Origin of the sequence: Lacinutrix sp. WUR7 (assembly GCF_016864015.1) — a bacterium.
Taxonomy (GTDB): domain Bacteria; phylum Bacteroidota; class Bacteroidia; order Flavobacteriales; family Flavobacteriaceae; genus Oceanihabitans.
Genome location: NZ_CP045067.1, coordinates 1890240 through 1913248, shown reverse-complemented (window position 1 = coordinate 1913248; position 23009 = coordinate 1890240). Strand labels below are relative to the sequence as shown.

At 33.6% G+C, this 23009-nt stretch carries 17 protein-coding genes and 2 riboswitches; of the genes, 5 read left to right on the top strand and 12 right to left on the bottom strand.

The annotated features are described in order from the left end of the window. Positions 1–16: 16 nt before the first annotated feature. A riboswitch (SAM riboswitch) is annotated at positions 17–136 on the bottom strand. Between the two features lie 112 nt (positions 137–248). From cysM to FG167_RS08310, 12 genes are all read right to left on the bottom strand, one after another. Then, positions 249–1139 (bottom strand): cysteine synthase CysM, encoded by an 891-nt coding sequence (gene cysM, locus FG167_RS08365; RefSeq protein WP_370568418.1) that lies wholly within the window; start codon positions 1137–1139, stop codon positions 249–251. Continuing rightward, positions 1139–1867 carry a serine O-acetyltransferase EpsC gene (gene epsC / locus FG167_RS08360; RefSeq protein WP_203460951.1) on the bottom strand — a complete coding sequence of 243 codons (729 nt, stop codon included), beginning with the start codon at positions 1865–1867 and terminating at the stop codon, positions 1139–1141. The genes cysM and epsC overlap by 1 nt, the downstream gene beginning before the upstream one ends. 5 nt (positions 1868–1872) lie before the next feature. After that, positions 1873–2922 (bottom strand): NAD(P)/FAD-dependent oxidoreductase, encoded by a 1050-nt coding sequence (locus tag FG167_RS08355; RefSeq protein WP_203460950.1) that lies wholly within the window; start codon positions 2920–2922, stop codon positions 1873–1875. Then, a complete protein-coding gene (locus tag FG167_RS08350) occupies positions 2915–3511 on the bottom strand; it encodes a bifunctional precorrin-2 dehydrogenase/sirohydrochlorin ferrochelatase (RefSeq protein ID WP_203460949.1) in 597 nt (198 codons plus the stop codon). The genes FG167_RS08355 and FG167_RS08350 overlap by 8 nt, the downstream gene beginning before the upstream one ends. Positions 3512–3523: 12 nt before the next feature. Further along, on the bottom strand, positions 3524–4306 hold the full coding sequence (cobA, locus tag FG167_RS08345) for a uroporphyrinogen-III C-methyltransferase (RefSeq protein ID WP_203460948.1): 783 nt from the start codon (positions 4304–4306) through the stop codon (positions 3524–3526). A 12-nt stretch (positions 4307–4318) separates the two neighbouring features. After that, positions 4319–6412, bottom strand: a complete 2094-nt coding sequence (locus FG167_RS08340; protein ID WP_203460947.1) for a HEPN domain-containing protein — start codon at positions 6410–6412, stop codon at positions 4319–4321. A gap of 12 nt (positions 6413–6424) precedes the next feature. After that, positions 6425–7045 carry a phosphoadenosine phosphosulfate reductase family protein gene (locus tag FG167_RS08335; RefSeq protein WP_203460946.1) on the bottom strand — a complete coding sequence of 207 codons (621 nt, stop codon included), beginning with the start codon at positions 7043–7045 and terminating at the stop codon, positions 6425–6427. A gap of 122 nt (positions 7046–7167) precedes the next feature. Then, complete coding sequence (locus FG167_RS08330; protein ID WP_055443627.1) at positions 7168–7578, bottom strand: Rrf2 family transcriptional regulator; 411 nt, start codon at positions 7576–7578, stop codon at positions 7168–7170. A 25-nt stretch (positions 7579–7603) separates the two neighbouring features. Beyond that, positions 7604–8767, bottom strand: a complete 1164-nt coding sequence (locus FG167_RS08325; RefSeq protein WP_203460945.1) for a PLP-dependent aspartate aminotransferase family protein — start codon at positions 8765–8767, stop codon at positions 7604–7606. Between the two features lie 21 nt (positions 8768–8788). Then, a complete protein-coding gene (gene thrA / locus FG167_RS08320) occupies positions 8789–12187 on the bottom strand; it encodes a bifunctional aspartate kinase/homoserine dehydrogenase I (protein WP_203460944.1) in 3399 nt (1132 codons plus the stop codon). A 77-nt stretch (positions 12188–12264) separates the two neighbouring features. Further along, positions 12265–13557, bottom strand: a complete 1293-nt coding sequence (locus FG167_RS08315) for an O-acetylhomoserine aminocarboxypropyltransferase/cysteine synthase family protein (protein ID WP_203460943.1) — start codon at positions 13555–13557, stop codon at positions 12265–12267. 117 nt (positions 13558–13674) lie between these two features. Next, a riboswitch (SAM riboswitch) is annotated at positions 13675–13797 on the bottom strand. A gap of 232 nt (positions 13798–14029) precedes the next feature. Further along, on the bottom strand, positions 14030–15574 hold the full coding sequence (locus FG167_RS08310) for a hypothetical protein (RefSeq protein WP_203461081.1): 1545 nt from the start codon (positions 15572–15574) through the stop codon (positions 14030–14032). A gap of 147 nt (positions 15575–15721) precedes the next feature. Here FG167_RS08310 and FG167_RS08305 point away from each other — a divergent pair, with 147 nt between their 5' ends. The 5 genes from FG167_RS08305 (at position 15722) to FG167_RS08285 (ending at position 22862) form a co-directional block, all read left to right on the top strand. Further along, complete coding sequence (locus tag FG167_RS08305) at positions 15722–16897, top strand: 2-isopropylmalate synthase (RefSeq protein WP_203460942.1); 1176 nt, start codon at positions 15722–15724, stop codon at positions 16895–16897. A gap of 33 nt (positions 16898–16930) precedes the next feature. Continuing rightward, positions 16931–18331, top strand: a complete 1401-nt coding sequence (gene leuC, locus FG167_RS08300; protein WP_203460941.1) for a 3-isopropylmalate dehydratase large subunit — start codon at positions 16931–16933, stop codon at positions 18329–18331. A gap of 98 nt (positions 18332–18429) precedes the next feature. Then, a complete protein-coding gene (leuD, locus tag FG167_RS08295) occupies positions 18430–19020 on the top strand; it encodes a 3-isopropylmalate dehydratase small subunit (protein WP_203460940.1) in 591 nt (196 codons plus the stop codon). Positions 19021–19160: 140 nt separating this feature from the next. Beyond that, the gene (gene leuB, locus FG167_RS08290) at positions 19161–20279 is read left to right on the top strand and encodes a 3-isopropylmalate dehydrogenase (protein WP_203460939.1); all 1119 of its coding nucleotides are present in this window, start codon (positions 19161–19163) and stop codon (positions 20277–20279) included. Between the two features lie 3 nt (positions 20280–20282). Continuing rightward, positions 20283–22862, top strand: a complete 2580-nt coding sequence (locus FG167_RS08285) for a phosphoenolpyruvate carboxylase (protein WP_203460938.1) — start codon at positions 20283–20285, stop codon at positions 22860–22862. Positions 22863–23009 lie beyond the last annotated feature (147 nt).

The window sequence follows — 23009 nt, the reverse complement described above, 5'->3', positions numbered from 1 at the left end:
GTAAGAGAATTACTTGTGGTTATCTGTCTAATTCCTGAAAATACATTCAGAAAAAAGTAGAATTTAGCACCTTCTTTTTAATAAAGGGTTGCCAAGGCTTCAATGGGTCTATTCCCTCTGCCTTTCGTGATAACATTCAATACGATTAAGAACGAATACCATTTACCAATTGAAATTACAGTAATAATTTCAATTAACAACTAGTATTAAAGTGTAAATTAAGGGAATAAAAACAGGATAACCAATTTTTATTCGTATAAATCTGAGGAAATGTATCGATCCCCAATATCACAGATAATAGCAACAATAATTCCTTTTTCTATTTGTGCTGCAATTTCTAATGCCGAAGCAACAGAACCACCACTACTCATTCCTGCAAAAACACCTTCTTCTTTTGCTAGTCGGTTAGCAACCAATCGTGCATCTTCTTCACTAACATCTACTACTTGGTCTACTTTAGAAGCATTAAATATTTTTGGTAAATAGGCTTCTGGCCATTTACGAATTCCAGGAATTTTCGCACCATCTTTAGGTTGTGCACCAACAATTACGACGTCTTTATTTTGTTCTTTTAAATAGGTAGAAACGCCCATAATAGTTCCCGTGGTTCCCATTGCAGAAACAAAATGTGTGACTTCTCCATTGGTATCTTTCCAGATTTCTGGTCCTGTGGTTTTGTAATGTGCTTTCCAATTATCCTCATTTGCAAATTGATTCAGCATGAAATATCCTTTTTCTTTTTCTAGTTGGATCGCTAAATCTCTTGCACCTTCTATACCAACTTCTACCGAAGTTAATATTAATTCCGCGCCATAAGCACGCATGGTTTTAATACGTTCTTGTGTAGAATTCTCAGGCATTATAAGCACCATATTTAATCCGAAAAGCTGTGCTATAAATGCTAATGCAATTCCGGTATTACCACTTGTCGCTTCCACTAAAGTGTCTCCTTTTTTAATATCTCCACGTTTTAAAGCTTCGGTAATCATATTAAAAGCAGCTCTATCTTTAACGCTTCCACCAGGATTTTTACCTTCTAATTTTAAAAACAATCGCACACCTTCCTTTTTCAAAATATGAGTTGCTTCTACTAAAGGCGTATTACCAATTAAGTCTGTTATCGATTTCCCTTCTATCATTATTTTCTAGTCTTAATTTTAATTTCCGATTGATACGTTACCAACGAATTTGCTGGAACAGATTCTGTAATCCAAACATTTGCACCAATAATACTATTCGCACCAATCACAATATCGCCACCAAGAATAGTAGCGTTTGCATAAATAGTAACATTGTCTTCTATGGTAGGATGCCTCTTTGTAGATGCCAAGCTTTTTTTAACCTGAATACCTCCTAAAGTTACCCCTTGATAAATTTTAACCTGACTTTTAATAATTGCCGTTTCACCAATTACCACTCCGGTTCCGTGATCAATAAAAAAAGAATCCCCAATAGTAGCTCCTGCATGAATATCTATTCCGGTGATGCCATGAATATATTCCGACATCATTCTAGAAAGAATATATAAATCCAATTTATAAAACTCATGACTTAAGCGATGTACAGCAATAGCATGAAAACCTGGATATGCTAAATACACTTCCTCTAAACTTTTACAAGCAGGATCATTATCTTTTGCTGCTTTGGCGTCTAACTCAATATTCTTTTTAATTAAGGATAATTTATCAGAAAAAGTATTCCAAACAGCTTCACTATCTTTCACCGAAAGTGCTTTTGAGAAATTCAAAAAAACTGCTTTTAAGTACTTTAATTCTTCTTTTTGCTTTTCCTCTTTTTCGAATAAAGCATAAAACAAATCTTTGGTAAATACTGCTACTTCTTCTTTTAAACGAAGGTTAAAAATCATTCAAATTAATTAATGGATTGGACTACTGCTTTTGGCGCTTCTTTACGTGACCCATCAAAACCATCAATACCACTAACTGTTGTATATTTTAAAACATACTTTTTACCAGGATTAATAATTTTATATGCCGATTGACACATTAAAGTTGCTTCATGAAAACCACACAAAATCAATTTAAGTTTGCCTTCGTATGTGTTTACATCTCCAATTGCAAATATACCGGGAATATTTGTTTGATAATCTAATGTATCTACTTTTATGGCATTTTTAACAATTTCTAACCCCCAATCTCCAATAGGTCCTAATTTAGGAGACAATCCGAAAAGCGGAATAAAGTGATCCGTTTCCAACAATATTTTCTCCCCATCTTTGGTAACTGTAATTCCTTCCAGTTTATTATTACCATGTAATGCGGTAACTTCTGCTGGAGTGATTAAGTTTATTTTACCCAGCTTTTTTAATTCTTGCACTTTTTCTACGGAATCTAAAGCGCCACGGAATTCATTTCTTCTATGAATTAAAGTTACTTCGGAAGCCACATTTGCTAAAAACACACTCCAATCTAATGCAGAATCTCCTCCTCCAGAAATCACTACTTTTTTATCTCGGTATACTTCTGGATCTTTAATAAAGTACTCTACCCCTTTTTCTTCATAATATGCAATATTTTCAATCTTTGGTTTACGTGGTTCAAAAGAACCCAACCCTCCAGCAATGGCAACAATTGGCGCTTGGTGTTGCGTACCTTTATTAGTCGTTACAATGAAACTTCCATCTTCCTGTTTCTCGATAGTTTCGGCACGTTCTCCCATGGTAAAACCAGGTTCAAACTGTTTTCCTTGTTCTAATAAATTCGTGGTTAAATCTCCTGCTAAAACCTCTGGAAATCCAGGAATATCATAAATAGGTTTTTTAGGATAAATCTCAGAACATTGTCCGCCAGGCTGAGGCAATGCATCAATTAAATGGCACTTTAATTTTAGCAATCCTGCCTCAAAAACTGTAAATAAACCTGTTGGACCTGCTCCTATTATTAATATATCTGTTTTAATCATGATGTACTTCTTTCTTACTAATTAATCCTTTGGTGAACTCGTTTAACGTTTCTACTTTTTCTTCGAAATCGCCTTTTATTGTTTTTCTAAAAACGTTTAAATTCTTAACCATATCATCAATATTATTTGGAATGACATCTTCAAAAAACTGACGTAATCGTTTTGCTGTAGTTGGTGATTTCCCGTTGGTAGAAATGGCAATTTTCACGTTTCCTTTAGTAACAATACCACCCATATAAAAATCACAATACGGCGGATTATCGGCAACATTTACTAGAATATTTCTTTGTTTACAATCTTCGTAAACTTCTATATTCACATCGATATTATCTGTGGTGGCAATAACAATGTGTTTATTACTTAAAAACGCATTATTATAAATACCTTTTATCATTTCAATGCCAAATTTTGTGGCCAATGCAATGGTTTCCGCTCTAAAAAAAGGAGCTACCATCTGCACATTTGCATTCGGACTAGACTTTAGCAAAAAGCTTAATTTTTCTAATGCTACGTTTCCGCCTCCAACAATAAGAACGTTGAGTTGTTCTACTTTTAAAAATATTGGATATAAGTTATTTCTCTCTTCCATCTTAAAATAATCTTATGCAGAAATTAATTCTGGTTGCGTATTCACTTCTTTAAAAATAGAATCCAATTGCACGCGTTTTTCAACTACTTCTCCTATAACAATTATTGCAGGATTTGCTAGTTGTTTTTCTTTAACCACATTACAAATAGTTTCTATGGTTCCTACACCAAACTTTTCGTCTTTTGTAGTACCATTTTGAATGATTGCAATTGGTGTTTTTTGTTTTCCTTCCGAAGAAAAAATAGATACAATTTCTTCTAGTTTTCCCATTCCCATTAGAATAACAACGGTTGCTGTAGATTTTGCTGCAAGTGCTACATCACTAGAAATAGTATGTGCTTTTGTAGTTCCAGTAATTACCCAAAAACTTTCAGAACTTCCTCTTTTTGTTAATGGAATTCCTTGATATGCAGGAACTGCTAATGACGAAGAAATACCAGGAACCATGTACGTTTCTATACCAAACTGTCTTACATGATCAATTTCTTCGGCACCACGACCAAATATAAAAGGATCTCCTCCTTTTAATCGTACTACATGTCCGTGAGACTTTGCTCTAGCAACAATTAAATCGTTAATTTGCTCTTGTTGGTATGCATAACAACCGCGACGTTTACCCACAAAAATAAGTTCTGCTTTTGGCGATGCGTATTCTAATAAATCGGCATTTACAAGTGCGTCATATAAAATAACATCTGCATTTTTAATGGCTTTAATTGCTTTTAAAGTTATTAAATCTGGATCCCCAGGACCTGCTCCTACTACGGTTAACTTTGGTGTTGTTCTCTCTTTCATGTTACAAATAATTTAGCTTACTAATTGTTTTTCCTGTTCTCTGAACACACGAACCTCTTTTAAGAAATCGGTTGCGTTTTCTATATATTTTTTCGCAAATGCTTCGGTAGGTGCATTATTTTTTATCTGATATATTAATTCGGAAAAAGAAATCCCTAAATTAATTTTATTGCTTTCTACAAATTCGGCCTGAAACGTATTAATAATTCCTGCTTGTGTATTCACTGAAATATTTTCGGAAAGTAAAATTGCTTTCGCCGAATTCACCATCGAGCTATATGCAAAGTAGATTGCATTAGAAAACACTTTATTATCCAAAGCCTCTTTTGCTGTTTCTATTTTTTCTTCACTTTCTAAAAATAAAGTTGCAATTAAATCGATAACAACTCCTGCACATTCGCCAATTCCAATCGCTTTTACATACGCTTCATTGGTTCCCCAATCAATAAAATCTTCTTGTGTTAGGTTTGTAGCATCCGAAAGGTCTTTCAGCATTTCATAGAAATATTTTTCACCTTGTTGCAAGTAATAATCGACAAACAGTTTTTCGTTTCCGTTCGCTTCAAAATCGTTTAAAATTCTACGTAACGCTTCCGGCCCTCTTCGACTTGGCATTTTCACTACCTTATCTGCAAAAACTCCTTGTCCGTTTCCTCTATTCCCTCCTCCTAAAAGTACTTGTAAAGCTGGAGCAACTAATTTATCTGGCGTACGAATAGACATTCCTTGAAAACCAATATTCGCGGCATTGTGTTGTCCGCAAGCATTCATACAACCACTAATCTTAATGACTAAATCTTCATTTTTTAAATATTGTGGATACTCTGCTTTTATAACACGTTCTAGTTCATCTGCAATCCCGGTACTACTTGCAATCCCTAAATTACAAGTATCTGTACCCGGACATGCAGTAATATCTACCGCTTTATTATAACCAGCTTCTACAAAACCTAGCTTGGCTAATTCTTGGTAGAAAAATGGCAACAAATCCGCTTTTACAAACGGAATTAATATGTTTTGGCGCAGGCTCAAACGTAATTCTCCTGCGGCATATTCCTCTGTTAAACTTGCTAATAATCTTGCTTTATCTGTATAAAAATCTCCTAAAAGGACTTTAATTCCTATAGCGAAATATCCTTCCTGTTTTTGTGGAATAACGTTTGTTTGCTTCCAAAGATTATACGCTTCTTGGTTCTTGATTTCTACTTTTGGCGCTTCTACAGTAACTGGAGTAGAAACTGGATATGCATTAGCATCTATTACTACCGTTTTATATTCGATAGCACCTTGCTCTTCTTCTACAAGTCTTTTAAATTCTTCTAATCCAATATCTTTTATTAAGAATTTCATTCTTGCTTTGGCACGACTTTTACGTTCGCCATAACGATCAAAAACTCTTAAAACACCTTCCATTACTGGAATAATCCTATCGGATTCTAAAAAGTCATAAAACAAATCTGCATGTCTTGGCTGTGAACCTAATCCGCCACCAAGCATCACTTTAAAACCTCTAACACCATTTTGTATTTTGGCAATAAAACCTAAATCGTGCATGTATGATAATCCGGTATCTTCATCGGAAGCAGAAAAAGAAACCTTGAATTTCCTTCCCATTTCCTGACAAATAGGATTACGTAAAAAGAACTTAAAAATAGCATCCGCATACGGCGAAACATCAAAAGGTTCGTCCACATCTATTCCTGCAGTCTCACTTGCGGTTACATTTCTAACCGTGTTACCACAGGCCTCACGAAGTGTCACATCATCTCTTTCTAATGCTGCCCAAAGTTGTGGCGTACGATCTAGATCTACATAATGAATTTGAATATCTTGACGCGTAGTAATGTGTAATCTTCCACGAGAATATTCATCAGAAACATCTGCAATTCTATGTAGCTGATTGCTTAAAACTTTACCATAAGGCAGTTTAATTCGAATCATTTGCACACCTTGTTGGCGTTGTCCATAAACTCCTCTTGCCAAACGAAGACTTCTAAATTTTTCTTCGTCTACTTTTCCTGCTTTAAAGAGTTCAATTTTGTTGGCTAAGTCAATAATATCTTGCTCAACTACTGGGTTTTCTATTTCGGTTCTAAAACTTTCCATACGCTTTCTACTTTATTGTAAGTGTATTCCACACTCTCTATTCTCTAATGCTTTAATTGGATCAAAATACCCATGGTTTTTAGGCAAATTGTGGACTTCTAAATAATTATCTAAATCATAATCTGTCCAATAATAAAAAGGACTAATTTTTAAAATGTCATCTTTACTATAACTCAAAATGTCTTTTTTATCACGTAATTCGGTTTGACGAACTCTAATATTTGTAAACCATAAATCTGGTTGATGCTCTTGTAGTGCTCTTCGGAAAGGCTCTAGTTTTACTACTTCAGAAAACAATGCATGATTATCATCTTCTACATTTGGCAAACCTATTGTTGCATCTATTTCTTCTTTCGTTTTTAAAGACTGATACTTATTAATCTTTAAATTAAAATCTGTAATAAGGTTGTCTGCATGCTCATAAGTACTTGGCTGATTATATAAAGTATCACACCAAATCACTTTGATATCTTTATCATGCTTAGACATGGTACTTAATAATATTGCAGAATATTTACCAAAACTGGTAGTTACTATTCTGTTGTTGGATAAAGTTAAAGCCCATTGAATAATCTCATCTGGGGTTTTATTTTTTAACTCTTTATTTAAGGTATCAATATCTAATTTTATCATTCTATTTCATTTTAATCTATAACTCCTATCGACTTACTAGGAATATAAAACAAATGTATCATTTAAATATTTTTTAAGCACTAATAAAATGATAAAAATATTGGAGGATTTTTAATAATCTGTTAACGCGTTAAATCTGCAAGCGACGTATTTCTGAAAATATCTAATGTATTATCGCGGACTTTAATCATTAACAAATGCACAGCACAAGAGGCTTCGTCTGGACAATCGGAACATTTTTCGTAGAAGTTTAAACTTACACAAGGAACCATTGCGATGGGACCTTCTAAAATTCGCATGACATCCACCATTTGAATTTCATTTGGTTTTTTTAGCAGGTAATACCCGCCAGATTTTCCTTTTTTAGATCCTAAAAAACCGTTTTTACGTAAGCTAAGTAATATACTTTCCAGGAATTTTCTTGAAATATTTTCACTTTTTGAAATCGTTTCAATGGGTACAGGCGTATTTCCTTCTTGTTTAGCTAAAAAGGTGAGCGCTTTAATTCCGTATTTTGTTTTCTTTGAAAGCATCCTACAAAGATACTTATTTTACAGACTAATTTAGCGCTTGTTTTAAATCGTTAATAATATCTTCTACATTTTCTAAACCTACAGAAACACGAACCAATCCGTCGGTAATACCAACTTCTAATCTATTGGCTTCGGTTAATTTACTATGCGTTGTAGAAGCGGGATGCGTTACAATGGTTTTGGTGTCCCCTAGATTTGCGGAAAGTGATGCCATTTTAATTTTATTTAAAAAATTTCTTCCTGCTTCAATGCCTCCTTTAACTTCAAAAGCGACAATATTCCCCCCTTTTTTCATTTGCTTTTTTGCAATTTCATATTGTGGATGCGATTTTAAAAACGGATATTTCACTAGATTCACATTTGCATGCGACTCTAAAAATAGCGCTACTTTTTCTGCGTTTTCACAATGTCTATCCACACGAACTGCAAGTGTTTCTAAACTTTTAGATAAAACCCAAGCATTAAATGGAGATAAAGCCGGACCTGTATTTCTAGAAAATAGATATATTTCTTTTATCAACTCCTTACTTCCAACGGTGATTCCTCCTAAAACGCGACCTTGACCATCTATTAATTTTGTTGCAGAATGAATAACTAAATCGGCGCCAAACTTAATCGGGTTTTGTAAATATGGCGTTGCAAAGCAATTATCTATGATTAGTAAAATATTGTGCTTTTTTGCGATGTCTCCCAAACGTTCTAAATCTAAAATATCGACTGCTGGATTGGTCGGACTTTCGGCATATAGAATTTTTGTGCTTGGCTGAATTAAATCTTCAATAGCATCTAAATTATTAATATCGAAGTAGCTCGTATTAATATTCCATTTTGGCAAATAATTAGTAAACAATCCATGTGTAGAACCAAAAATACTTCTTGCAGAAATAATATGATCACCAGCATTTAACAAGGCTGCAAAGGTGGAAAAAATGGCAGACATTCCGGAAGCAAAAGCATAACCAGATTCCGCTCCTTCCATTTTGCAAATTTTATCTACAAACTCGGAGGTATTTGGGTTGGAATAACGACTGTAAATATTACGCTCTTTTTCTTCCGCAAAAGAAGCTCGCATATCTTCTGCATCTTCAAAAACATAACTAGAAGTTAAATATAAAGGAGAAGAATGCTCTAAATATTGGGAACGTTCTATTTGGGTTCTAATTGCTTCGGTTTCAAAATGCTCACTCATTATAACTACTGCATTAAAGGTTTAATTATTGTTTTCTACTAGTCTTAAAATATCTCCAAAAACACCTCTTGCAGTTACTTGTGCTCCTGCTCCAGCGCCTTGAATTACTAAAGGTTGTTCTCCGTAAGATTCGGTATAAATTTCGAAAATAGAATCCGATCCTCTTAAAGCTCCCAATGGAGAACTTTGCGGAACAGAAACTAATTTCACTTCTAATGCAGCACCATTTTCATCTTCTAAATTTCCAGATAAATCGCCTATATATCGTAAAACATGATTTTTTTCTTGATTATTTTTCAACTGCGAATACGTTTCATTCATTTGATCTAACGCCCCTAAAAACGCTGAAACATCACCACTTTGCAATGCTTCGGGGATTAAATTCTGAATAACAACATCTTCAATTTCATTATTTAAATCTAACTCTCTAGCCAAAATAAGCAGTTTTCTTGCAACGTCATTTCCGCAAAGATCTTCTCTTGGATCTGGCTCTGTAAATCCTTTATCGATGGCATCTTTTAGTACTTCGGAAAACGACTTGTCTTCCACAGAAAAACTATTAAACAAATAACTTAGCGAACCGGAAAACACACCACGAATTCGTGTAATATTTTCACCCGAAAGATGCAGTAATTTTATAGTATCAATTAAAGGTAAACCGGCACCAACATTGGTTTCGTATAAATATTTCTTCTGATGCTTATCTAAGTTGTTTCTTAATTCCTTATAAAATTCTAAGCCTATGGTATTTGCAATTTTATTAGAAGACACTAAATCAAATCCATTAGAAACTAAATCATTATAATGCTCTACAAAAGTTTTACTTGCTGTGTTATCTATCGCAATTAAATTCTCTAGATGGTGTTTTTCCGCGAAAGCGATGACATCTTGCATGGTATACGGGATACCTTGTTCCTCTATTTCTTCTTGCCAATTTTGCGTAAAACCATTTTTAGATAATGCTACTTTCTTTGAATTAGAAATAGCAAAAATATTCAATTTTACTCCTTTGCGTTTTTCAATCTCTTTTGCCGAAGAAATAATTTGATTAATTAATGCAGCACCAACTAAACCATGTCCAAAAATAGCAAGATTCACCTTTTTAGAACTACTAAAAACTTCGCCATGAATAACGTTTGCCGCTTTTAATAATTGCTCTTTTTTAACCACTAAGCTTACATTTTTTCCTGTAAACGTATTATTAAAAAGCAATGGTGTAATTTGATTTTTAATAAGTGCATTAAAGGGTTTATGAAAAGCACTTAACTCGATACCAATAATGGAAATTACAGCAACATCATCTACAACATCAATTTTATTGACGTCTTGCGAATAAAAATCATTTTCAAATTCACGCTCTAAAGCAATGACCGCTTGGGTAGCTTTATCTGCGTCAATAATTAGCCCAATTCCTCTTTCTGAAGAACCTTGAGAAATAATACTCACACTAATATCATGCGCACTTAATGCTTTAAAAACTCTAGCATCGACACCCACTTTCCCCAACAAACCTCTACCTTCCAGATTAATCAAAGCAACATTATCTAAAACCGATAATGAAGTCGCTTGTGTACTATCTTTTTTTGCGGTTATTAAAGTGCCTTCATCTTCTAAATTAAAAGTGTTTAAAATACGAAGATTTATATTTTTTTCTAATAACGGAATGATTGTTTTTGCATGTAAAATGGTCGCTCCAAAATTGGCTAACTCATTCGCTTCTGTAAAAGAAAGCTCTTTGATTTTTTTTGCATCTGGAACTAAATTAGGGTCTGCCGTATAAATTCCGTTGACATGCGTATAATTCTGAAGCTCTTCGGCATCTAGATAATTAGCCAATAAAGCAGCAGAATAATTACTTCCATTTCTTCCTAAAGTAGTGGTTTCATTTTTAAGATTGGACCCAATAAAACCAGTGACCACATTTACTGTTGTGCCATTATATTGTTTAAAATGTGCTAAAACATTTTCTTTAGTTATCGCATAAATTGGTTGCGAATTATTAAAATGACCTTCCGTTTTAATTAACGTTCTGGCATCTGTTGCATTCGCGTTTACATCTTGTTCTTGAAGCAATGCGGTGATTAATTTAGCAGATAAAATTTCGCCATAAGCCAAAACTTGATTTTCAATTTTCTCGCTATAATCTCCTAATAAGGATACACCTTCAAAAATAGTTTCCAATGCTTTAAATTCTTCGGAAAAATCAATCGTTTTTAAAGGTGCTATTTGGTATTCCTGAAATGCTAAAAAGGCATCTTTATACGCTTCTTTTTTGGAAGCTTTTTTAAGAATTGCCTCTAACTCGTTAGTCGCATTATCTCTAGCGGAAACCACAACGGTAATACGTTCTTGATTTTCGACTTTATTTTTTATAATAGAAATAGCGTTATGTAAACCTTCGTTATTTGCCAAAGATTTACCGCCAAATTTTAATACTTTCATCTTATTGTTTTTGGAATTCGGTCTAAAAATAGTTTCAATTATTTTTTCTAATTGTTCGAATTCTATTAAAAAAGCATCGTGTCCATGATCGGAATTAATCTCATTATACGTCACATTTGGATGTGATAATGCTAATTGTTTTTGTGTTTCTCTGTTTTCTTCCGCCGTAAAAAACAAATCCGAATCTACTCCAACAATAGTAATATTTGCTTTAATATTTTTTAAAACCGCATCGTAATCTGTTCTGTCTTTAGTGACATCAATACTTCGTAGTAATTGATTCATTAATTTATAAGCAGACAACTGAAAACGTTCTTGCAATTTCTTGCCATGATGTAGCAACCAGCTTTCCACATTAAAAATTTCTAGCTCCGCATTTCTGCTTCTTTTAAAACGTTCTTTAAAAGACTTTGGAGTTCTATAGCAAAGCATCGCGTGCATTCTTGCATCATGCACAGGATTACTAGAATTTAATAAAAACTGTTCTTGTATCTGGCAATTGGCAATGAGCCAATCGGTCGATTTCCAATCGGTAGCCACAGCAATTAAATGATCTGCTAGATTTGGAGAAAGCACAGCCATTTCCCAAGCTATTCCACCACCAAGAGAACCTCCTATAAGTGCAAAAACAGAAGCTATCTCTAGTTTTTCTAAACCAACTAAAAATAGTTTTGCAATATCTCTAGCTACAAAATCTTTGTAGTTTTCAATAACAAAACCATCGTATCCATTTCCAGGAATATTAAAAGATAAAACGGTATATATATTGGTATCAATGACTTTCTCCGGACCAATAACATCACGCCACCAACCGTCTTTTCCCGACACATTACTATTTCCGGTAAGCGCATGGTTGACCAATACAATTGGTGCTTCGTGTAAAGGCTGTCCAAAAATTTGATAGGATAATTCTATATTTTGAGATACGCAAGAAGCAAGCTCAAAACTAGAAACTGTTATATATTTTAATGCGGCCATTATTGGGTTTGGAATAGTAATACATGCTGCGCAAAAAAATTACACAGCATGTATTTATGATCACTAATTGATTTGTTTTAAGCTAGAACCGTTTTCTTTAAAACTTCAAAAGCTTCTTTTAAATCCGCTTTTAAATCTTCAATATTTTCAATCCCAACAGACAAACGAATTAAATCCTTTGTAACACCGGAAGCCTCTTGTGCTTGTGCATCTAATTGTTGATGCGTAGTACTTGCTGGATGAATGATTAAAGATTTTGTATCTCCAATATTGGCAAGCAAAGAAAATAACTTGGTAGTATCTGCTATTTTTTTAGCAGACTCATAACCGCCATCAACTCCAAAAGTTACCACTCCACTTTGTCCGTTAGGCAAATATTTTCTAGCCAAATCTCTATATTTACTAGTTTCCAATCCTGGATAATTCACCCAATTTACTTCTGGTTGTTCTTGCAACCATTTTGCTAATTCTAGTGCATTTTGACTATGCTTTTTAATACGTAATTCTAAAGTCTCTAAACCTTGAATAATTTGAAAAGCATTAAAAGGGCTCAATGCCGCACCATAATCTCTTAATCCTTCAATTCTAACTTTCGCAATAAAAGCTGCAGCACCAATAGCTTCGCTATAGACTAAACCATGATAACCAGCAGAAGGTTCTGTGAATTCTGGGAATTTTCCGTTGGTCCAATCAAAAGTTCCAGCGTCAATAATTACGCCTCCTAGGGAAGTTCCATTACCAGTAATGTATTTTGTTAAGGAGTGAATTACAATGTTTGCACCATATTCAATTGGATTTAACAAGTAAGGTGTAGCCACGGTATTATCCACAATTAAAGGCACTTTGCTGTTTTTGGCTTCTTTAGAAATGGCTTCTAAATCTAAAACATCTAGTTTAGGGTTTCCTAAAGACTCTACAAAAAATGCTCTTGTATTTTCTTGGGTTGCTTTTTTAAAATTTTCTGCGTCTGAAGGATCTACAAAAGTAGTCGTAATACCATGTCTTGGTAGCGTAACACTTAATAAATTGTATGTTCCTCCGTACAAACTGCTAGACGCAACAATATGGTCTCCTGCTTTTAAAAGGGTTAGTAAAGTTGTAGAAATAGCTGCAGTTCCAGAAGCGGTTGCTACGGCTGCAATACCTCCTTCAAGAGTTGCTAATCGTTGTTCTAAAATGTCGTTTGTAGGATTATTTAATCGGGTGTAAATAAATCCTGGAACCGAAAGATTAAATCTTCCTGCGGCATCATCCGAATCATTAAAAACATAAGAGGATGTTTGATAAATAGGGACTGCTCTAGTTCCTGCTGTTTGACTAACGTCGTGTCCTGCGTGCAATGCTTTGGTTGCGAATTTTTGTGTACTCATTTTTCTAAGTTTTGAATTAAAATAAATTAAACCAAAAGCCAATAAGCCTCGTGAGAAGCGTACTTAATAGAAAAATGTTAAAAAGAAAATACTAATTACAGATGAGTAATTAGATTTGAGTTATCTATCCAATATTTCGATTAATGAATCGAACATTAAGTAGAATTTAGCACCTTCATAGTAAATCTAAGGGTTGCTAAGGCTTCAGCGAGTCTATCTCTCCACCTTTCTTGATAACATTTCGGAAATTTTTTAATACAAATTTTTTCGTTACTTCCATATTTTTAAATCCGCATTTACAAAAGTAAACTGTGGTGTTAAAAATATTTTGTGTCTCAAACTTTGAGATTAAAAATTTTTCCTTTTCAGTAAGTGTTTGAACTTTGTGAGCACAAATATTGCATCACAAAAGTTTAATATCCAAATTTTTTTAAGCTTTTTTTATTTCTTTTTTTTGAAATCCGTAAAATATCTATGCATAATTTTCAAGATACTTGTCTTTGATAACCTGGCCTACAGGCTTATTTTCAATTTTACTTTCTAGCCAAGAAATAATATCTAAATATAAAAATGCACGACGCTCATACGGATGATCTTCATATTGTTTTAAAACTTCTAACAGTTTTTTGAACTCTTTTTTAAGGTCTTGCGGATAAATATCTTGTAAACCTCGAATGAATTTTATCATCTCTTTTTGCACTTCATGCAAATCGTTCATCTTAATTAAAAACTTATACGTACTTCTTAGCAAGGTTTCTAAATGATAATCTAAACCTGCTTCATAATGCGCTACAAGATTTAAAACTCTAGAAAAACAGAGTAAATCTTCTCGCATAGAAAGCGTTTTATTGGATATAATTTTATCTAAATATTTAATACATTCTTTATTATTTCCTGCTCCAAAATGCATACTTGCAAACTTGTAATAGAAAACCATTTTATGATGTGCATCAATTTTAGTTTTGAATGGAATTAACTCCATTTCTATTTGAGGAATAAGCGACAAACCTTCATTAAAACTACCGTCGATGAAATGTGCATTTATTTTATGAAAATTAGTATATAGAAAAACTAAGCTTGCTACATTTTCGTCTTTAGGAAAATTATCTGCATTTGCTGTAGTTTGAAACTCGGTTAATTTTTCAATAAACTTAGGCTTATTTCTAATAAAAAATATGGCTTCTAAAAGGTAATTATTTCCTTTTAAAAAGAATACTGGATTTAGATTTATCATACTAGGATTCTGATAAAATAAATCGACCCATTTGGAAGCATATTTATAACAATTTAAAAAATCTTGCAGTAAAAAACTATACCATAAATGTGCTTTATAAAACCATAATTTCTCTCTAAAACCGACTTTAGTTATATCAAAATTAGGGAGTCTTTTATTGAAATAATCGGTTACTAAAAGGCTTTCTTCTTCGTTTTTAACATAACCTGTTTTTAAAATAATACTATATAATTGTAGGGATAAATTTGACAACTTACTAGCAATAACATTTAAAGAACTGATCTCTTTTGCCTGCATTGCCAATTCATCTGCACGTGTACTTATACTTCGTGTTATGTATTGGGATTCTATTATTTTTTCTAACTCAATAATCTCAAAAGCAGCATTTTTTTCTTCATTAACAATAGCTAATTCCTTTGCTTTATCGAGTATTTTTAAACTTTGCTTATACAATCCTTTATGATATAAAATAGAAGCAAAATCTAATTGTTCTCTAATTTGAGAACGTATATTTTGGTGCGAAGGGTTTAGTTTTAAGCTAATTAAAATTTGCTTGTACAAATGTGCTTTTACATTCGCAATCTGCTGTTTTTTAACAATACCACTTTTTATAATAGCCGTTTCATCATATCCTGAAGCCTTATCCAATAAATTAAATAATTTTAAAAATTTAGAATCTGAATTCACCCCAAGTCTCCCCACGTACAACTTAAATTGTCGCTTTTCAGACTTAGTTAAAGATTTAACTAATAAAAATAAATTATCTTTTTGTTCTTTAGTTATCAATAGAATATTCTTTTAACTATTTGATTTTCAGTGTTTTGAATTTAGTTTGTGCTTTTGAGCATCGTAAAAGTAAATCAAAAACAAATAATAATACCCAATCAAAATATAAATTCGTAATACAATACTAAAAATATATTTTGATATATGTCAAATAACAATATACAAATCTTCGATACAACACTGCGTGATGGGGAACAAGTTCCTGGTTGCAAACTGAACACAGAACAAAAAGTTGTAATTGCAGAACAGCTAGACCAACTTGGAGTAGATGTCATTGAAGCAGGTTTTCCCGTCTCTAGTCCAGGTGATTTTAAATCTGTTCAAGAAATTGCGAAAATTGTAAAAAACGCTACCGTTTGTGGTTTAACTAGAGCTGTAGAAAACGACATAAAAGTTGCTGCCGAAGCATTAAAATATGCTAAAAAACCAAGAATACATACAGGTATTGGCACATCAGACTCTCATATTCTTCATAAGTTCAAGTCGAATAAAGAAGCGATAATAGAACGTGCTTATGATGCTGTAAAATATGCAAAGTCCTTTGTTGAAGATGTAGAATTTTACGCAGAAGACGCAGGAAGAACAGACAACGAATATTTAGCAAGAGTTTGCGAAGCTGCCATTAGAGCCGGAGCAACCGTTTTAAATATTCCAGATACTACAGGATATTGCCTACCTAGTGAATATGGCGCAAAAATCAAATATTTAAAAGAAAATGTTAAAGGCATAGAAGGCGCCATTTTATCTTGCCATTGCCATAACGATTTAGGTTTAGCAACTGCTAATTCTATTGAAGGTGTTATAAACGGAGCTCGCCAAATTGAATGTACCATTAACGGTATTGGTGAACGCGCAGGAAACACTGCTTTAGAAGAAGTCGTCATGGTATTAAAACAACATCCATACCTAAATTTAGACACCAATATTAAAACCGAAATGCTGTACGGAATCAGTCAATTAGTTTCTGATAGCATGGGAATCTACACACAACCAAACAAAGCAATTGTTGGCGCAAATGCTTTTGCTCATAGCTCAGGAATACACCAAGATGGTGTTATTAAAAATCGTGAAACTTATGAGATTATTGACCCTAAAGATGTTGGAGTAACAGAATCTGCTATTGTTTTAACAGCAAGAAGTGGTAGAGCAGCTTTAGCGTATAGATCTAAAAATATTGGTTATGAATTAACCAAATTGCAATTAGATGAAATTTATGCAAGTTTTTTAACTTTTGCCGACAACAAGAAAGAAATTAATGATTCAGATATTCATCAAATCATTGAATCAAGTAAAGTATACCAACAAATAATTAGCGCGTAGTTAATTAAAATTACCGCTTTCGCGGAAACAAATATGAGTAAGAAAACACTATTCGATAAGGTCTGGGATGCACATGTGGTAGATACTATAGAAAATGGTCCACAGGTGCTTTATATAGACAAACATTTAATACACGAAGTAACAAGTCCGCAAGCTTTTAATGAATTAGAAGATCGCGGAATTCCTGTTTTTAGACCAGAACAGATTGTTGCTACAGCAGATCACAACACACCAACACAAAACCAAGACCAACCGATTAAAGATGAATTGTCTAGAAACCAACTAGAACAGCTATCTATTAATTGCAAAAAAAATAATATTACACTGTATCAATTGGGACATAAGTACAATGGCATTGTACATGTAATGGCTCCAGAACTAGGTTTTACACAACCAGGAATGACGATGGTTTGTGGCGATAGTCACACCTCAACACATGGTGCTTTTGGTACTATTGCTTTTGGAATAGGAACAAGTCAAGTAGCACAAGTTTTTGCTAGCCAATGTTTATTACTTACAAAACCAAAAAGCTTAAGAGTTTCTGTGAACGGAAAACTAAAAGCTGGCGTTTTACCAAAAGATGTTATTCTATATATTATTTCGAAACTAGGTACCAATTCTGGAACCGGATATTTTTGCGAATACGCAGGAAATGTTTTTGAAGAGATGAGCATGGAAGGAAGAATGACCGTTTGTAATATGAGTATTGAAATGGGCGCTCGAGGCGGAATGATTGCACCAGACCAAACCACTTTTGATTATGTAGAAGGAAGAGAATTTGCTCCAAAAGGAGAGGATTTCAATAAAAAAGTAGCCTATTGGAAAACCTTACCAACAGACGAAGGCGCTACTTTTGACCAAGAATACTTTCTAGATGCAGCAGATATAGAACCAATGATTACCTATGGTACTAATCCTGGAATGGGAATTAAAATTACTGAAAACATCCCGACAGAAGACAATGCTTCATTCAAAAAATCTTTGGAGTACATGAACTTTAAAGCTGGGGAAAGCTTAATAAATAAACCTATTAATTTTGTGTTTATAGGAAGCTGTACCAATTCTAGAATTGAAGATTTTAGAGTGGCGGCAAATTACATAAAAGGAAAGCAAAAAGCCGATAATGTTACTGCTTGGTTGGTTCCAGGAAGCAAACAAGTAGAAGCTCAAATTATTGAAGAAGGATTAAAAGATGTTTTTGATGCCGCTGGATTTGAATTAAGACAACCAGGTTGTTCTGCATGTTTAGCCATGAATGATGATAAAATTCCGCAAGGCGAATATTGCATATCTACTTCTAATAGAAATTTTGAAGGACGACAAGGACAAGGTTCTAGAACCATTCTTGCTAGTCCGTTAGTAGCAGCAGCAACAGCAATTGCGGGAAAAATAATAGATGTAACGCAAGAGATTGAAGAATTAGAACTAACGTAAAACAAAAAAAGTGTCACCTCGAGCGCAGTCGAGAGGTCGCATAATAATTAACAAAATAGTAAGGTCTCGACTGCGCTCGACCAGACAACAGCTAAAAGATGGAAAAATTTACAACATTACAGTCTAGAGCAATTCCGTTACAAATTGAGAATGTCGATACCGATCAAATTATTCCTGCGCGTTTTTTAAAAGCGACAGACAAAAAAGGATTTGGAGACAATGTTTTTAGAGATTGGAGATATAAAAAAGATGGATCTGTAAACAAAGAGTTTGCTCTGAACAACCCTAATTATTCTGGAACAATTCTTGTAGCTGGAGATAATTTTGGTTGTGGTTCTAGTAGAGAGCATGCAGCTTGGGCTTTAACCGATTATGGTTTTAAAGTAGTTGTTTCTAGCTTTTTTGCAGATATTTTTAAAGGAAATGCTTTAAATAACGGTTTGCTACCTGTTCAGGTTAGTGAAGAATTTTTAAAAGAATTATTAAATACTATTGAAAATAATCCGGAAACTGAAATAATTGTTAATTTAGAAGCGCAAATTATTTCGATAGAGAACAGTAATATATCAGAAGCTTTTGAAATTGATGCATACAAAAAAACCTGTATGATTAATGGCTATGACGATATTGACTATTTACTTAGCAAAAAAACAGAGATTGAAGCCTTTGAAAATGCTGCTAGCATATAAGTGCGTTAGGGATTGCAGTGGCATCCTTTTTGAGGTACGAAAAAAGATATAACGAAAAGCGCGACCTTTAGGTAACGCAAAAAAAAGATATAAACTAATTAAGATTGTAGGGAGAGGTTCCTGCTTTCGCAGGAAATAATATGAAATTAAAAATAGCAGTTTTACCAGGAGATGGTATTGGCCCAGAAGTGACAAAGCAGGCAATTAAGGCTTTACAAGCAATTGCTTTAGAATTTGATCATTCCTTTTCATTTACGCATGCTTCTGTTGGAGCAATTGCCATTGACGAAACCGGAAATCCGTTGCCAGAAGAAACATTAGATGTTTGTGAAGCAAATGACGCCATTTTATTTGGTGCGATTGGAGCTCCGAAATACGATAACAATCCAGATGCAAAGGTGCGTCCGGAACAAGGTTTATTGCGTTTACGTAAATCATTAGGTTTATACGCAAACATTAGACCTGTGAAGGCTTACGAAACTTTAATTGATAAATCTCCTTTGAAAAAAGAGATTATTGAAGGTACAGATATTAGTATTTACAGAGAATTAACTGGCGGAATTTATTTTGGGGAAAAACAATTAAGTGAAGATGGTAATACGGCTTCCGACTTGTGTTTATACACCAGAGTAGAGATTGAACGTATTGCACATTTAGCCTTTAAAGCTGCAGGGTCGAGAAGAAACAAAGTGACTTTAGTAGATAAAGCGAATGTTCTGGAAAGTTCTAGACTTTGGCGAAAAGTAGTTAAAGAAGTTGCTACAGAATATCCTGAGGTTACTCTAGATTTCTTATTTGTAGATAATGCGGCCATGCAAATGATTTTAAACCCGAAACAGTTTGATGTTATTTTAACAGAGAATATGTTTGGCGATATTATTAGCGATGAAGCTAGTGTAATTGGCGGTTCTATTGGTTTATTAGCTTCGGCATCTGTTGGCGATAAATATGCCATGTTTGAGCCTATTCACGGTTCGTACCCGGAAGCAACAGGAAAAGGGATTGCAAACCCAATTGCTTCTATTTTATCTGCTGCCATGTTATTAGACCATTTTGGTTTATCTGAAGAAGCAGAATTAATTAGAAAAGCGGTTGAAAAATCGTTACTTCTTAATATTACAACGCCAGATTTAAATACAGAATACAGCAATGTAACAACATCTAAAGTTGGTGATTTCATTGCAGATTATATTTCTAACCCTAAAGATTCTAATCTTAACTTTAACAATATACATTTAGGTCAATCTACTATCATATAACATATGTCTATACAACCAAAACTTACAAGATTTAATCAAAACGTACTCTCAAAATACCAGATATACAATAGTATTTTCATGACGCTGCCTTTTGATTCGATTACAAAGACAGGTGTTTTGTTGCCATTGTTTCATGAAACTTGTAAAAATGGTTTTGAAAATGGAGAAGACCCAACCACTATTGTAAATACATTTTTTAAAAAATACCAAGCGCGAAGATCCTCCGATAGTCAGATTAGTTTGTTGTTTAAATTTATTCAATATATAGAGCGTCAGGTCGTATTATTTGATGCCATTGAAGATGCTGCATTTCCTATAGTGAATAACATGGACGGGATTGGTACTTTAAGAAGTTTAAAGGAGACCGCTTCTGCGGAAGGCAAACTAGAAACGCTTCAGAAATATCTAGAAGAATTTAAAGTCCGAATTGTTCTAACTGCGCATCCTACCCAATTTTATCCTGGTTCTGTTTTAGGAATTATCACGGATTTAACCGAAGCTGTTAAGGAAAACGACTTGCTACGTATCAATGATTTATTGGCACAATTAGGAAAAACGCCTTTCTTCAAACACAAAAAACCGACACCTTATGATGAGGCAGTAAGTTTAATTTGGTATTTGGAGAATGTATTTTATGAATCCTTCGGAAGCATTTATGATTATATTCAGCAAAATATTTTCGACGGAAAACAAATAGATAACGACATTATAAACATTGGCTTTTGGCCAGGAGGAGATAGAGATGGAAACCCATTTGTAACTCCAGAAATAACACTTAATGTTGCAAAAAGATTACAAGAAACCGTAATTAAAAATTATTATAGAGACGCAAGAAGGTTAAGACGAAAGCTTACTTTTCATGGTGTGGAAGACAAAATAGCCTCGATTGAAAAAGCCCTCTATAAAATGATTCTTAATGAAGCATCTTATTTAACCTTAGACCTTTTGGTTTCCGAATTAAAAGAAATTAAACAAATTATTATTGATAAGCATCAGTCGCTTTATGTAAGTGAAGTGAATAGTTTATTGAATAAAATTCACCTTTTCGGATTTCATTTTGCAAATCTGGATATTCGTCAAGATAGCAGAAAGCACGACCAGTTCTTTAATGATATGGTAAATGCTTTAATTAAAGATGGAAGTACTATTTTTCCAGAAAACTATCATTATTTATCGGAAACCGAGCAAGTACAAATCTTATCTAAAGTAAAAGGAAGTGTAGACCTATCTTTAATTAAAGACGAAGAAACTTTAAAGGCGTTAAACACGATGAAAGCCATTAAAACAATTCAAGAATCTAATGGAGAAAAGGCTGCAAATCGATATATCATTAGCAACAATCAAACGACATTAAATGTCATGCAATTGTTTGCCATGCTAAAACTAGTTGCTTTTCAAGACAAATTAACGGTAGATATAGGACCACTATTTGAAACGATTACAGATTTAGAAAATGCGCCTGCAGTTATGGAAGCGTTATATACCAATCCAGAATACGCCGCTCATTTAAAAGCTAGAGGGAACAAGCAAACTATTATGCTTGGGTTTAGTGATGGAACAAAAGATGGCGGTTATTTAATGGCAAACTGGGCAATTTATAATGCCAAAGAAAACCTAACAACCATTTCTAGAAAACATGGCATAACTGCTATTTTCTTTGATGGTCGTGGTGGACCTCCTGCACGTGGTGGTGGAAAAACACATAATTTCTATGCCTCTTTAGGACCTACTATTGAAGATAAAGAAGTACAATTAACCATACAAGGACAAACGATAAGCTCTAATTTTGGAACCTTAGATTCGTCGCAATACAACCTAGAACAACTGATTACTTCTGGAATTCACAATAGCTTTAGCGAGAACAGTTTAAGCATGCTTCCTGAAAATAGAGAAGTCATGGATGATATTGCCAAGCTAAGCTATGATGCGTATGTAAAATTTAAAGCACACCCTAAATTTATTTCGTATTTAGAACACATGAGTACTTTAAAATACTACGCAAAAACAAATATTGGTAGTCGCCCATCCAAAAGAGGAAAAGCGGAAGGTTTGGTTTTTGAAGATTTAAGAGCCATACCATTTGTAGGATCTTGGAGTCAATTAAAACAAAATGTACCAGGTTTTTTTGGTGTTGGTACTGCATTAAAAAAATATGAAGATACTGGCGAATTTGAAAAAGCACAGCACTTATTTAAAACATCCGATTTCTTTAAAACATTAATAGAGAATAGTATGATGTCTTTATCTAAATCGTTCTTCGACTTAACGAAATACATGTCTGAAGACCCTGAATACGGTGAATTTTGGAACGTAATATACAACGAGTATGAAACTTCAAAACGTCTTATTTTAAAACTTACCGGTTATAAAGAATTGATGCAAGAAGAACCTGCAGGAAAAGCATCTATTGCAGTTAGAGAATCTATAGTATTGCCGTTATTAACGATACAACAGTTTGCTTTAAAAAAGATTCAAGAACTTGAAAAAGCCGAAGTTAGAGATGAAGAGCAACTTAAAATTTATGAAAAAATAGTAACACGTTCCTTATTTGGAAATATAAACGCAAGCCGTAACTCTGCCTAACCTAATTATTTTATTGTTAGTCTAATTAAAAAAACCTCGAAACATTACGTTCCGAGGTTTTTTCTAACAAACAATTAAACTAAACTTAATATTCATACGAACCAACAATATGGGACTTAGTACCCATTTCATTTTATGAACATCAAA